Origin of the sequence: Claveliimonas bilis (assembly GCF_020892095.1) — a bacterium.
Classification (GTDB): domain Bacteria; phylum Bacillota; class Clostridia; order Lachnospirales; family Lachnospiraceae; genus Claveliimonas; species Claveliimonas bilis.
In genome coordinates this window covers 2,140,909-2,154,152 of sequence record NZ_AP024845.1, presented here as the reverse complement: position 1 = coordinate 2,154,152, position 13,244 = coordinate 2,140,909, and the positions used below count along the sequence as shown (strand labels likewise).

Sequence of the window (13,244 nt, the reverse complement as noted above, 5' to 3'; positions counted from 1 at the left end):
TTCGCTTTTCTACTGGTACTGGGCGCCTGATCGTATAATGGATTCTCTCACCAGCACATCCATCGCATCCAGACAGAGTGTGGGAATCTCATGCTTTCCCTTAAAGACAGACAGTTCTGTACAGGCCAGTATGACTGCGTCACATCCCTTTCTCATAAATTCGCTTAATACACGGTCAAATTTGGCGCGGTCCCCTTTTTTTCCGCTCTTGATATCGTCATAAATAAGAGACATCACATCCCTCTGACGCTCAGGAGAGGGTTTTACCGGAGTAATACCAAGCTTCCTGCATTCTTTATGGTAAATCCGGGAATTAATAGTTCCATCCGTCGCCATAATACCGATTCTCTTTACATCAGCTATCTTTTCCACTGCATAAGCCACGCTCTCACGCACCATGTTGATCACCGGAACAGACACCGCTTTTTGGATCTGCTCATAATAATAATGGGACGTATTGCAGGGGATAGCAATATTTGCCGCCCCCAGCTTTTCCAGCGTACGGGCATCCTCTGTCAGGATCCGGATCAGATGGGCGCTGTCGCCGGATATAATGGATTCCGTACGGTCGGGAATGGACGCATGGCTTAAGATCACCATGTTAATATGATCCTGATCCTTTTCCGCCCTGGTGTGAGCAATCACATTTTCATAATAATAACTGGTCGCCTCAGGTCCCATGCCTCCAATTACGCCCAGGATTTTTCTTTCTTTTCTTTCTTCCATAAATTCTTTCCTTATTTGTAATATTTATTAAAATAGGAATACTGTTTCAAATGGGTCTTGAGCATCCGAAGGAAGCGCATCGGACGAAGGTCCCCTCTCATAAAGACCGGATTTACCATCCTGCCTTCTTTTACCAGCTTTTTCATTCTGGCGATCATTGCAGGGTCTTTGATGTGTTTATAAGCCACGCCCTTTGGAACGGTCATCCATAAATGTTCCTCTGTGGCCTCCTCATATGGAAGATCGCGGTGATAAATGTAATCCTCCACAAAATATTTTGCCACATTAAACCCGGAGCCTGTTACATAGTAGTTGCTCCTGCCCTGCCTTGTGTTGATCTCAAAGAAGCGATATGTGCCGTCGCGCATATCATATTTAATATCAAAGTTGGAAAATCCCACATAGTGCAGGTCTTCCAGAAGATTCTTTACTCTTCCCATCAGCTCTTTATTCGGTTCTGTAATAATGACAGCATGGTTTCCAAGGCCGTGAGGAGTATGCTCCTCTAAAAGTACATGGCCTAAGCACATCATCTTTACTTTTCCGTTCCGGTCAGAATAGGAAGTGAGAACTCTCATATATTCATCGTTTCCGGGTATCGTATCCTGGATGATCAGCGCATCGTCATACCCTGCTTCATAGATCTGACGGATCACATCTTCCATCTCTTTTCTGGAATCCAGCTTATAGATCTTATTCTGCGTCGGAAACGGATGTTCCCAATAAGCAATACTGTTGGATGGCTTTACAATAACCGGGTAGGAAAATTCACATGGGAAATCAAGCCCCATATCCGGCCTGTAAATGATGGTCTTCGGATAGTCTACTCCATGTTTCTCACAGAGCTGATAGAAACGTTCTTTCTGCTGCAGGCTGTCCATCAGATCAAAGTCAATATAAGGCGCGATCACATTGGAAGCCAGTTCTTTCTTATGTCTGCTGGCCAGCGCCACATAGCTGTCTCCGCAGCCGATCAGCAGGATCTTTTTGTCTTTATGCTCATTTGCAAACCGGTTGATACGCTCAAGGAAATAATCATCCGTATCAATTTTCGGATTTCCCTCGTACACTGTGATCTGGCTGTGATAGCTGGGGCCGGTCTGGTATTTTCCAAATACATAAGATTTCACCTGGTACTGCTCATAAAATGCTCTTGCAACACTGTAGGTATTAATATCTCCTCCCAGAAGAACGGGAATAAACTCTCTTTCTTTGCATTCCATAACTGTCTGAAATTCTCCTTATATACATTTATTCACACTGTCAGGACAAAAGGAATTTTGTCCCAACTGATTATAACGCTTAGGTACCCCGGCTTGTCAAGTAATGGCCCTTTATTCTTTGGGCGCTCCCGTCCAGGGCACAAAATGTTCATAGGAAATTCCAAACTGCAGAAGGATTTTTCCTATAATATGGTGGATCTGATCCTCCAGTGTGCGGGGATTATTATAAAATGTCAGAACCGGGGGCACGATGACGCACCCCAGATCCGACGCTTTCTTCAGGTTTTCTATATGGATTTTTCCAAAAGGCATTTCCCTTGGTACAAGAACAACCTTCCTGCCTTCTTTCAGGCAGACGTCAGCCGCCCTTATAAGGAGATTCTCCGCATACCCCACTGAAATGCCTGCCAGCGTTTTCATACTGCAAGGCAGGATCACCATACCGTCCGTGACAAAGGAACCGCTGGATACAGCGGCAGCCAGATCCTTTTCATCATAAATGAAATCCGCAAGCGCTGTCAGCTCTTCCAGAGGCACACTGCTTTCCAGATCCCATGTCACCTTTGCGCCTTCGCTCAAAATCAAATGTATTTCACAGTTTCCCATATCCTTAAGCGCCCGCACCAGATAATAGCTCATCTCCACTCCTGTGGCGCCGGATACTCCCACGATCATTCTCATATCAGAACCCATATTCTTTCCATTCATCCATCACTTTTTTCTGCAGTTCTTCCGGATATCCGCGGAAGGACGCCTCCACCGGTCTTGTCTCCTCTGGCCAGCTGTGGAACGGCGTCAGACAGTTATAGATCACCCTTGTGGAGACGGCATCCGCCTTCTCCTTAGCACTTAAATATGCCACCAGAGGGAAAATATACTGATTCGGGATCGTCACCCGGGTATCCGGATGGTGACGGGTGGCAATGGCCCATACAAGCTGTGACAGATTGCTGGGATCGATATCGTCATCCACAACAATTACCTTTGGAACATAGGAGCCGCCTTTGGATGCAAATACCGCTTTTCCAATATTCTCTGCCAGTTTCTGGTCATCTTTTGTATCCCGGTTTTTATCTACGCTGACAACAAACCAGTGTGCCGCCGACTCCATCGGAATGAAGCATTCCCGGATTGGGAAATCCTGTTTGGACAGCACATTCTGAATGCTTGCCGCGATACTGATCCCCCAGTTTGTATGATTTTCCTCTGTGGGTACGCCTGCCACACAAAGGGGCATGATGGGATCATCACGGTATGTCATTGCTGTCACTTTAAAACATGGAACCTCTTTTCCCCGTCCGGTCCAGACATATCCGCCGTACTCTCCCATGGGGCCTTCCGGAACCAGCTCATCCAGGGACGCAAATCCTTCAATGACAATCTCTGTAGAGGCCGGCACAAGAAGGTCGTTTGTCTCACATTTCACCACGTCAACCGGCTCGCCGTACCAGCCGCCCATCATCTCTCCTTCGCTCATTCCGGAAGGAAGAGGATAGCCTGCGATCATGGCAATGGCAGGATCTACGCCAAGACAGAGAGCGAAAGGCATTTCCTCTCCGATTTCTTTCCACTGAGCATAAATTTTTCCGAAATCCTGTGTCGGGATCACAACGCCTGCTATCGTCTGTGGGCCGTCCAGCATTGCACGGGAAATTGCCCAGTTTACCCAGGAGCCGTCCGGCGTTCTTGCAATAAAAATACCATATGTATTAATATAGCGTCCTCCGTCCCCATAATGAATCCAGGGGATCGGAAGCCTGGTAAGGTCAATCTCTTCCCCAAATAATTTATTCTGCTTACAGGGGCCGTCCTCCACTGTGCGGGGCGGGATCGGAGTTACATCCGGAACTTTTGACCATTCCTCCACAAGTTTTGGCGCCGGTGTATCTACAGGCAGCCCAAGAGAGAGGGCCACTCTTTTAAATGGATGTTCTTTGTCCGGGCTTAACCCAACAGGCGCCCCAAGCACCCGGAAACCTTTCTGACATCCTTTTACATTCTCGAACAGCGGCGCCGGAGCCGGAAGATCATAGGCTCTTCTTGTAATTGCCCCCATTTCCAGATTCCAGTCTACTTCCTTTGAAATCTTTACGATTTCACCGCTTTCCTCCAGCTTTTCCACATACTCGCGAAAACTTTTGATCGGTTTCATTTTTCTTCCTCCTTAAACAAACCAAACACTTCTTTTTATTCTAACACATATCGCTGTATATGAAAACCTAGGGCTGCTGTTCATTTTCTTTAAATCCTTCTCCCACTACTTCATTGGATTCCATAATAATGGTAAACGCCTCCGGATCCACCTGGCCGACGATCCGCTTAATGGTATACATTTCCTTGTTGTTGCAGGCGCACATGACAACATCCTTTTCCCTGCTGGAATAACTTCCTGTTCCTTTTAGAATAGTAGACCCTCTGCCGGAATACTGATCGATCTTCTGAGCAACCTCTCTTCCTTTTTCTGTGACGATCAGAGTCATTTTTCCCTCATCAATTCCATACATAATGCGGTCCATCACACTTGCCATCAGATAGGTCACGATCACACCGTAAATAAATCCATCCACTTCTTTAAACACGATCAGGCTTCCCAGAAGAATGGTGATCATATCCAAAACAAAGGTAATAATACCCAAGGTCATGTGGGGACGCGCTTTGCGGATAGCCACAGTGATAAAGTCCTGCCCTCCCGTGGAAGATCCCCGCATAAAGATCAGAGCATAGCCGATGCCGGTCAGAACGCCCATACAAAGTGCCGCCAGAAGCCTGCTGCCTTCATAGACCGGAAGAAGCGGCGCCACATAGTCCATAAGCAGCGAAGAAATGATCATCGATTTGGCTGATTTCAGGAAAAAGATACGCCCCAGATATTTGTAACAGAAAATAGCTACCGGGACATTCAGAAGGATCGTTCCGGCTCCTACAGGAATCCCGAAAACATGATACAAAATGATCGCCACTCCGGAAAATCCCGCCACCGGAAAGTTGGCATTGAGGGCAAAATTGTAAATTCCTATGGCAAGAGCCATTCCTGCCGCCAGGTCAACCAGTATATCCGTGCCGATTTCTTTCCATTTAATCTTCTCTGTCTTCATGCTCTCCATTTCTTTTTCCTTCCCTGTTATTTTTTAGAAAACTACCTCTTGTCACTGCATTTTCTCCATACTTTCCCCGGATCTCATCCAGAGCTTTGGCAAGTTTTTCCTGTTTTATGGACTGCTGCGCGGCGAAAGCAACCTTTTCTTTTTCTTTCTGCACTTTTTGCAGAGGTTTTTCCGGTATCTGAATATCAAAAATACTCAGCTGCTGCGGTTCATCCTCTCCCACAAGTTTGGAACTTCTTATTCCCAGCAGCCGGATGGGCTGACCGTTCCACAATTCATCAAAAAGCTGCACAGCCTCCTGGTAAATTTCCGTATCACTACTGGTAACACGGAAAAGCTGCCTTTGATGGGAGCAGGTGGCAAATGTGGAATACTTGATCTCCACGCTTAACATTCCCGCCTTCTGTCCGGCTTTGCGAAGCCTTCCCCCTACACTTTCCGCAAGCTTCAGGAGCACCTGCTTCGCCTCCTCTCTGGTGACGGCATCTTTGGGAAGCGTCACGGAATTGCCGATCCCCTTTGCCTCCACCTTCTCTGATACCACAGGCGTGTCGTCCCGCCCATTGGCAAAATTCCACAGCATTCTTCCGTGGCTTTTCAGATGAAGCTCCAGGATCGCCGGATCAGCGCATGCCAGTTCCCCAATGGTATGGATACCGAGTTTTTTCAAAGTCTCCACGCTGGAACCTCCGGCCATGTATAGCTCTCTGACAGGCAAAGGCCACATTTTTACACGGATCTCTTCCGGGAACAGCGTATGCACCTTGCCCGGTTTTTCAAAATCCGACGCCATTTTAGCCAGAACTTTATTAGAAGAAATGCCGATGTTTACGGTAAATCCGAATTTCTTATATATTTTCTCTTTGATTTCCAGAGCTGCAGATACGGGAGAATAGAACTGATGGGCAATGCCTGTGTAGTCGAGGTAACATTCATCCACACTGACCTGTTCAATATCCGGCGTATAGGTATGAAGAAAATCCATCAGCTTTCTGCTGTAGGCCCGGTAAAGCTCATGATCCGGCGGCTCTATATGGATATCCGGGCATTTCCTTAAGGCGTTTGCCACAGGCTCACCGGTCCGGATCCCATATTTCTTGGCCGGAATCGATTTCGCCAGCACCACACCATGTCTGGATTCCTGATTCCCGCCGATAATAGCCGGAATGGTCCTGATATCTGTTTTCGCTCCATTCTTCAGCTGTTCCACTGCTGTCCAGCTAAGGTAGGCGGAATTTACATCAATATGGAAGATTGTCCGTGACATGCTCCTTCTCCTTTCTGCTAATACTGACCAAGAATATGTCTATTGTAACATATCAGCGCCGGTGTACAAGGGGTAACTACGCTGCTGACTGCGTAATCTTCCCTGCACACCGGCGCTGTTTTCTTCTGAAATCTTCCTAAGATTTTCTAAGAAACTATTTTTAAATTTTCTTTTACCATGGCTTTCAGCCTGCCGTCCGACTCATCAATCAGGATCGTATCACCGCTTCCTACATTTCCTTCCAACATAAGCCTTGCAGCCGTTGTCTCTACATTTTTCTGGATATATCTCTTCATAGGTCTTGCCCCGTACATCGGTTCATAGCCTCCCTGAATGATATGTTCCTTCGCCGCCTCTGTCAGCTCAATGCCGATCTCCCTGTCAGCCAGCCGCTTATTCAGGTCTGCCACCAGCAGATCTATGATCTGTCCGATATCTGTTCTCGTCAGCGGCTTAAACATGATCGTCTCATCCAGACGGTTCAAAAACTCCGGGCGGAAATGAGCACGAAGCTCATTCATGACTGCCTGCTGGCTTTCCTCTTTGATATTTCCCTGATCGTCAATACCCTCCAGCAGATAGCCGGATCCGATGTTTGAAGTCATGATCAGGATCGTATTCTTAAAGTCAACGGTCCGTCCCTGGGAATCAGTGATCCGCCCGTCATCCAGTACCTGAAGAAGTACATTGAATACGTCAGGATGGGCCTTCTCGATCTCATCAAAGAGAACAACAGAATAAGGCTTTCTTCTTACCGCCTCTGTCAGCTGTCCTCCCTCGTCATATCCTACATATCCCGGAGGCGCTCCAATCAGTCTTGACACGGAATACTTCTCCATATACTCACTCATGTCAATACGGACCATATTGTTCTCATCGTCAAAAAGACTTTGCGCAAGAGCCTTGGCAAGCTCAGTTTTTCCTACACCGGTAGGACCCAGGAAAAGGAAGGAACCGATAGGCTTTGTCGGATCCTTGATCCCTGCTTTGGAACGGATAATTGCTTCTGTCACCAGTTCCACTCCTTCGTCCTGACCGATGACTCTTTTGTGAAGTTCATCCGCCAGATGGAGGGTCTTGCTCCGCTCGCTTTCATTCAGTTTTGCCACAGGGATTCCTGTCCATCTGGATACGATCTTGGCAATCTCATCTTCATTGACGCTCTCATGCACCAGATCCAGATCTTCCTCTTTAATCCTTGCTTCCTCTGCTTCCAGCTGTTTTTTCAAGCCCGGCAGTCTTCCGTACTGAAGTTCCGCTGCCTTTTCCAGATCATAGGACTGCTGCGCCTTCTGGATTTCTTTTCCGATCTGCTCGATCTCCTCGCGCAGCTTCTGTACCCGCTCCACGCTGCCTTTCTCATTGTCCCACTGTGCCTTGCGGGTCGCGAATTCTTCTCTTTGCTGGGCCAGCTCTTCCTGAATATGCTCCAGCCTTTCTTTGCTTAACCGGTCTTCCTCCTTTTTCAGAGCCGCCTCTTCTATCTCAAGCTGCATGATCTTTCTTTGAAGTTCATCCAGCTCTGCAGGCATGGAATCCAGTTCTGTCTTGATCATGGCACAGGCTTCGTCTACCAGGTCAATGGCTTTATCCGGAAGGAAACGGTCGGAAATATAGCGGTTAGACAAAGTTGCTGCCGCCACAAGAGCTCCGTCCGCAATCTTCACTCCATGGAACACCTCGTACCGTTCCTTCAGTCCTCTTAAAATAGAAATGGTGTCTTCTACAGTAGGTTCATCCACCGTAACCGGCTGGAACCTTCTCTCCAATGCTGCATCCTTCTCAATGTACTGCCGGTATTCATCCAGGGTAGTCGCTCCGATACAGTGCAGCTCGCCCCGTGCCAACATAGGCTTCAGCATATTTCCGGCGTCCATGGCTCCGTCTGTTTTTCCTGCTCCCACAATAGTATGAAGCTCATCAATAAACAGAATGATCTTTCCGTCACTGTTCTTCACCTCTTCCAGAACAGCTTTCAGACGTTCCTCAAATTCGCCCCTGTACTTTGCTCCCGCTACAAGAGCGCCCATGTCAAGGGAAAATATCGTCTTGTCTTTCAACGTCTCCGGCACATCTCCGCGGACGATCCTCTGTGCCAGGCCTTCCACTACCGCGGTCTTACCGACGCCGGGTTCTCCGATCAGCACCGGATTATTTTTGGTTTTTCGGGAAAGGATACGGATCACATTTCGTATTTCACTGTCACGGCCGATCACCGGATCCAGCTTCTGATCCCTGGCTCTCTCCACAAGATCTGTCCCGTATTTTGTCAGGGTATCATACGTTGCCTCCGGATTATCGCTGGTAACTTTCTGATTGCCTCTCACGGTAGAAAGGGCCTGCAGGAAACCTTCCTTTGAAATTCCCATCTCACGAAACAGTTCCTTCATCTCCCGGCTGGGGTATTTTAAAAGAGCAAGAAACAGATGTTCCACAGAGACGTACTCATCACCCATCTGTTTCATCTCGTCCTCTGCGTGGATCAGAACCTTATTCAGATCCTGTCCTACAAAGGCCTGCCCGCCCTGGACTTTAGGCCGCTTTGCAACTGCCTGCTCCGCCCGGTTGGCAACATAGTTTTTGTCAAGTCCCATCTTTTCCATCATTTTCAGTATGAGGCCATCTTCCTGTGTCAGAAGCGCATAGAAAAGATGCTCCTGACAAATTTCCTGATTTCCATACTCCATGGCGATCTTTTCGCAGTCCTGAACGGCCTGCAGGGACTTTTGTGTAAATCTATTGATATTCATAAATAAAACTCCCTCCTAACTGCTATTGAAAGGGCGCCTATTGGCACCCTGGTTTTCTTGTTCTATCAGAACTATAACACAGTTTTATTAGCACTGTCAAGAGGTGAGTGCTAATTCATTTAAATTGCCTTAAACCATTTTTTTGGAAAACCTCAAAAAAGCTTGATTTTACGGGCTTTTTCGGGCTTTCCAAATTTTCGTTTTTTTCAAAAAATGGCTTACTACACCATTTTTACACCATTTCTACACCAATTTCAGAATCGGGGACCTCCAAAATCCCCTGTAAATTCAAGGAAATCTGAGTTAATTTACTACACCATCAAAAGCAGAAAAATCCGATTATTTTCATAATTTTCACACCAAGGCGATCAAAAATCTCTGATTTAGAGACTGAAAATCCAGTCACATGATCTGAACCAGATCCATCTTCGCAATCTCTTTTTCAATCCTGGACCGGTCTGTGATATGGTTATAAACTTCCATCGTGACACTGATGTTGGCATGTCCCATCACGTACTGAACGACCTTCATATCTAGATCCGTCTCTGCCATCCGAGTACAGGCCGTATGTCTGAGTATGTGGGCGGAGATGTGCGGCAGCTCTTCCGGCTTTCTCCTCTCCCGCTTTGCCCGCTCATTTTCTTCCTCGTTATACGCCTTCACAATATCCCGAAGAATAAAGTTCACGGTAGTGGGCATCATCGGACGTCCGCTCCTGCTCATAAATACGAAATTCGAAAGCTCTTCAATTTTCACATCCCTGGGAATCCCCATCTGAAAATTCAGCCGTCTCTGAGTCTCAAAGGCTTTTGCCACCATTTTACTCATAGGAATCTCCCGGATCCCGGCTTCTGTCTTCGGCATGGTCACATGAAAATCACACCCGTCTCCATAGTTCTTATAAATCAGCTGATGATTCACGTATACGGTCCTAGTCTTCAGATCCACGTCCTTCCAGGTAAGACCGATCAGTTCTCCACAGCGGAGCCCGGTTCCGATCATCACCTGCAAAAGCGACAGATAGATATGGAATACCTCGCTGTTCTTTACATAGTTCAGCAGATTTTTCTGCTGTTCAAAGGACAGGGCGGTGCGTTTCTTTTCCGGTTCCCCATAGTCTCCCAGCGTTCTCTTGGCAGGATTCTTCCGAATGATATCATCATCTACAGCCACCTCAAAACTCGGTAAGATCATATTATGGAGAAACTTGATGGTACTGTGGGAATATTTCTGTTTGCTCAGCCGGGAATAAAACAGGCGTACATGAGATGGTCTTACCTGTACCACTTTCATCTGTCCGAGTTCATTCCTCACAAGACTGTTCCACATCCTTCTGTAATTGGCCTGTGTACTCTCCGCCAGCTTTCTGGTATCCATGTGGATCTCAAACAGGTCATTAAGAGTCATGTTCTTGCATTGGGTATCGGTCAGAATTCCTTCGCTCTGGTCTTTCTCAATCTCTTTTTCTTTTTTCCTGAGTTCAGCCAGATCCGGAGAATAAACGGCCAGGCGTCTGCCAGTCCGTTCATCTTTATACCGGTACATATAGAGTCCATCCTTGCGCTGGGATTCCCCTGTCCTCAGATTTCTTCCTCTATTGTCTTTTCTTGCCACAAAACCATTCCTTTCTGGAACAGTTCAGCCATCTGGTGTCAGGAGACGGATTTATGCTTGCATAAAAATCCGGTGACTGACATCCAGATGTGATGAGCGCCCGTGAATGAGCAAAACAATGGCTGCAGCCATCATTAGCACGTAAGTGCGGTTTTGCGAATGGCGCGTGCTGAACTGTTTCTTCTGTAATACTCACACCTCCCTGTTGTGGGGAATGGTCTTGTCCTGTCTATGAAAAGTATAGCACAAAACCACCCCCACGCACATCTGTGTTTCTCTATTCCGCTATTGCTTCCAGATATTTTTCCACTTTCTGTACGGAATACAATACCCGGCGGCCGATGGTGATCCGGGCTCCCGCATCTTCCGCAATCTTCCTTGCAGTCATCTGTCCGCAGGAAAGCATAGCGGCCAGACCTTCAATATCTACTGCCAGACGGCAGTTGCTCTCTCTTTCTTTTGTCTGTCTCATTTACCTCATCTCCTCCTTTATTCTTTTCTGCATCCGCCCCAGCTTTTCCTGAGCCGTACGTTTTCGAAAACTCTCCCCTTTAAACTGAACCGGCACGCACATCTCCAGCAACCGGTCATAAATCCTGGCATGTGCTATATCCTGCGGATTCTTTAACTCCTGCAGTGTCAGATTGGTCGTCGCGATCAGGGGCTTCCCACTCCGATATCTGCCATCGATCACCGCATAGATCTGTTCCAGTCCGTACTCTGTCCCCCGCTCCATTCCAAAATCATCCAGAATCAGCAGTGGAACTCTGCACAGATTTTTTATGTATGTATTCTTCTCTGAAAAATTAGCAGACAGATCATTCAGCACTTCCGCAAAATTGTTCATACGTACTTCTATCTCCTGTTCCAACAGTGCATTGGCAATACAGCCCGCCAGAAAACTTTTCCCGGTTCCCACTGCTCCCCAGAAGAGGTAGCCTGTATTTTCCGCCTTCATTGTTTCCCAGTCTTTCACATAAAGCTTTGCAAGCACGGTATTTTCGGAAAGTCCTTTATCATTCTCAAATGTCCATTCCTTCATAGATCTATCCGAGAAACAATGTTCCTTCAATTCTCTGACTACAGCTTCATGGCGCTGCTGTTCCCGGTACTGTTCCTCTTCTTTTCTCTTTTGCCTCCGGCACTCACATTCACGCGGATGTTTTTTTATTCCCAAAACTCCGACTTTCTCCTGCTCGAAATAAGCCTCCTTCGGTTCATGGCATTGTCCACAATACAGGAGCCCGTCTTCTCCAATGTAATCCTTCCCGGTTCTTTCTCCCGGCTGCATTATGTTCTTTACTGTTTCTTCCATCATCTTATTCATAGACTTTCCTCCTCACTGCAGGTATAATCCGGAATGTTTTTTACCGGGGCTGATCGTTCTGCCCATCTTCTCAAGGTAACGGCATGATCAGCATATTGCTTTCCACTGGAACGCATATAACTGGACAGCTCCTCGATCAGCCTGTCTAATTCCCGGATCTCCTGTTTCAATTCTCCATATTCTGTTTCGGAGAGAAACACATTGTGATATTTCCCATAGGCAGAGCGCGCTTCTCTCTCTTTATTTATTTGACTATATATCATTTGACTATTACTCATTTTATTAGGGGATACTTTTCTATCCCTCACAGGGACAGTTTTCTTTCCCTCATAAGTATCTTTTTCTTTCCCTATGGGGGATAGTTTTCTTTCCTTCACAGGGACACTTTTCTTTCCCTCTGCCGGGATTCTGACATACAGCAGATTCGGCTTTGAAAAACCCTGCTTTTGTCTTTCTAAAAGTCCGGCATCTTCCAGTTCATTCAAAGCTTTCTTAATGGTCATATGACTCTTTTCCAACACTTGCGCCAAATCCATGATTGGGTAAATCACGTAAATATACCCTTTTTCATTCTTCCATCCGTTATTCCTTGAAATCTTAGACCGATCCAGCAACAGGGCATACAGAATCCTGGCTGTCTGAGTCAGTTTCATATCCAGCAGAAACCTTGGGTAAGGGATGAAATCTCTGATCAGGGTCCGCTCTGTCAAATATTCCATCTGGTCTCTATTCTTCACATCCATCCTTTTGTTTCTGTCTGATTTTCCGCCGGCGGCTTCGCTTGGATTCATAACAGGGGCAACAGACAATCACAGTCCGGAAACTCTGCTTGCAGTCTCCTACACATTTCCGGCAGGTGTCGTTGTGAGTGACCCGCCCTCTTTCATTGAGAAAAAAGGCCAATTCCTGTTTTCTTTTCTTGCTCATTCTCGGCACAGACATTCCTCCTTCCTGCCATCCTGACAGTGCCCGGTACAGGACAGCGAAATATGGTCACGTTTCGGTATCATTTTTTGCATTTTTTGACCTTTACAACAGGCTTTTTTGACCTTAAATATATTTGCCTGGGGTTTCTCCTGTCTAGCAGTCAAAAATGCAGTTTGGTCGTGTTTCGGTATCATTTTGGAACAATTTGTCTGGACTACTTTACCTGCGACGATAATCCCGTTCAAAATCCCCTGCCATCTTCAACACTTCTTCCCTGAGTGCAAACAATTCCGCAATGCAGTGACG

The 13,244-nt window shown here is 46.8% G+C and carries 12 protein-coding genes; all 12 read right to left on the bottom strand.

What is annotated here, in order from left to right; genetic code table 11:
- Positions 1 to 9 precede the first annotated feature (9 nt).
- Positions 10 to 726 carry a cysteate racemase gene (cuyB, locus tag EUBC25_RS10515; RefSeq protein ID WP_230105437.1) on the bottom strand — a complete coding sequence of 239 codons (717 nt, stop codon included), beginning with the start codon at positions 724 to 726 and terminating at the stop codon, positions 10 to 12.
- A gap of 11 nt (positions 727 to 737) precedes the next feature.
- Positions 738 to 1,949, bottom strand: coding sequence for a carboxylate--amine ligase (locus tag EUBC25_RS10510; protein ID WP_230105436.1), 1,212 nt, complete (start codon positions 1,947 to 1,949; stop codon positions 738 to 740).
- A gap of 111 nt (positions 1,950 to 2,060) precedes the next feature.
- Complete coding sequence (locus tag EUBC25_RS10505; RefSeq protein ID WP_255682324.1) at positions 2,061 to 2,657, bottom strand: UbiX family flavin prenyltransferase; 597 nt, start codon at positions 2,655 to 2,657, stop codon at positions 2,061 to 2,063.
- Positions 2,632 to 4,101: a UbiD family decarboxylase gene (locus EUBC25_RS10500; protein WP_230105435.1), complete on the bottom strand. Its 1,470-nt coding sequence runs from the start codon at positions 4,099 to 4,101 to the stop codon at positions 2,632 to 2,634. Before EUBC25_RS10500 ends, EUBC25_RS10505 begins: the two co-directional genes overlap by 26 nt.
- 67 nt (positions 4,102 to 4,168) lie before the next feature.
- On the bottom strand, positions 4,169 to 5,044 hold the full coding sequence (locus EUBC25_RS10495; RefSeq protein WP_230107593.1) for a YitT family protein: 876 nt from the start codon (positions 5,042 to 5,044) through the stop codon (positions 4,169 to 4,171).
- A complete protein-coding gene (locus tag EUBC25_RS10490) occupies positions 5,025 to 6,320 on the bottom strand; it encodes a DNA polymerase Y family protein (protein WP_230105434.1) in 1,296 nt (431 codons plus the stop codon). The genes EUBC25_RS10495 and EUBC25_RS10490 overlap by 20 nt, the downstream gene beginning before the upstream one ends.
- Before the next feature lie 146 nt (positions 6,321 to 6,466).
- Positions 6,467 to 9,070 carry an ATP-dependent chaperone ClpB gene (clpB, locus tag EUBC25_RS10485; RefSeq protein WP_230105433.1) on the bottom strand — a complete coding sequence of 868 codons (2,604 nt, stop codon included), beginning with the start codon at positions 9,068 to 9,070 and terminating at the stop codon, positions 6,467 to 6,469.
- 402 nt (positions 9,071 to 9,472) lie between these two features.
- Positions 9,473 to 10,684, bottom strand: a complete 1,212-nt coding sequence (locus tag EUBC25_RS10480) for a site-specific integrase (RefSeq protein ID WP_230105432.1) — start codon at positions 10,682 to 10,684, stop codon at positions 9,473 to 9,475.
- Positions 10,685 to 10,961: 277 nt separating this feature from the next.
- Positions 10,962 to 11,156 (bottom strand): DUF6462 family protein, encoded by a 195-nt coding sequence (locus tag EUBC25_RS10475; RefSeq protein ID WP_004605493.1) that lies wholly within the window; start codon positions 11,154 to 11,156, stop codon positions 10,962 to 10,964.
- A complete protein-coding gene (locus tag EUBC25_RS10470; RefSeq protein ID WP_230105431.1) occupies positions 11,157 to 12,011 on the bottom strand; it encodes an ATP-binding protein in 855 nt (284 codons plus the stop codon).
- Positions 12,008 to 12,754 carry a replication initiator protein A gene (locus EUBC25_RS10465; RefSeq protein WP_230105430.1) on the bottom strand — a complete coding sequence of 249 codons (747 nt, stop codon included), beginning with the start codon at positions 12,752 to 12,754 and terminating at the stop codon, positions 12,008 to 12,010. Before EUBC25_RS10465 ends, EUBC25_RS10470 begins: the two co-directional genes overlap by 4 nt.
- Complete coding sequence (locus EUBC25_RS10460) at positions 12,738 to 12,947, bottom strand: hypothetical protein (RefSeq protein ID WP_230105429.1); 210 nt, start codon at positions 12,945 to 12,947, stop codon at positions 12,738 to 12,740. The genes EUBC25_RS10465 and EUBC25_RS10460 overlap by 17 nt, the downstream gene beginning before the upstream one ends.
- Between the last annotated feature and the right edge of the window lie 297 nt (positions 12,948 to 13,244).

Coding starts and splice junctions, on each gene's coding strand:
- EUBC25_RS10495 (WP_230107593.1), bottom strand. CDS start 5,044: ATGAAGACAGAGAAGATTAAATGGAAAGAAATCGGCACGGATATACTG.
- EUBC25_RS10500 (WP_230105435.1), bottom strand. CDS start 4,101: ATGAAACCGATCAAAAGTTTTCGCGAGTATGTGGAAAAGCTGGAGGAA.
- EUBC25_RS10465 (WP_230105430.1), bottom strand. CDS start 12,754: ATGGATGTGAAGAATAGAGACCAGATGGAATATTTGACAGAGCGGACC.
- EUBC25_RS10490 (WP_230105434.1), bottom strand. CDS start 6,320: ATGTCACGGACAATCTTCCATATTGATGTAAATTCCGCCTACCTTAGC.
- EUBC25_RS10475 (WP_004605493.1), bottom strand. CDS start 11,156: ATGAGACAGACAAAAGAAAGAGAGAGCAACTGCCGTCTGGCAGTAGAT.
- clpB (WP_230105433.1), bottom strand. CDS start 9,070: ATGAATATCAATAGATTTACACAAAAGTCCCTGCAGGCCGTTCAGGAC.
- EUBC25_RS10505 (WP_255682324.1), bottom strand. CDS start 2,657: ATGAATGGAAAGAATATGGGTTCTGATATGAGAATGATCGTGGGAGTA.
- EUBC25_RS10510 (WP_230105436.1), bottom strand. CDS start 1,949: ATGGAATGCAAAGAAAGAGAGTTTATTCCCGTTCTTCTGGGAGGAGAT.
- cuyB (WP_230105437.1), bottom strand. CDS start 726: ATGGAAGAAAGAAAAGAAAGAAAAATCCTGGGCGTAATTGGAGGCATG.
- EUBC25_RS10470 (WP_230105431.1), bottom strand. CDS start 12,011: ATGAATAAGATGATGGAAGAAACAGTAAAGAACATAATGCAGCCGGGA.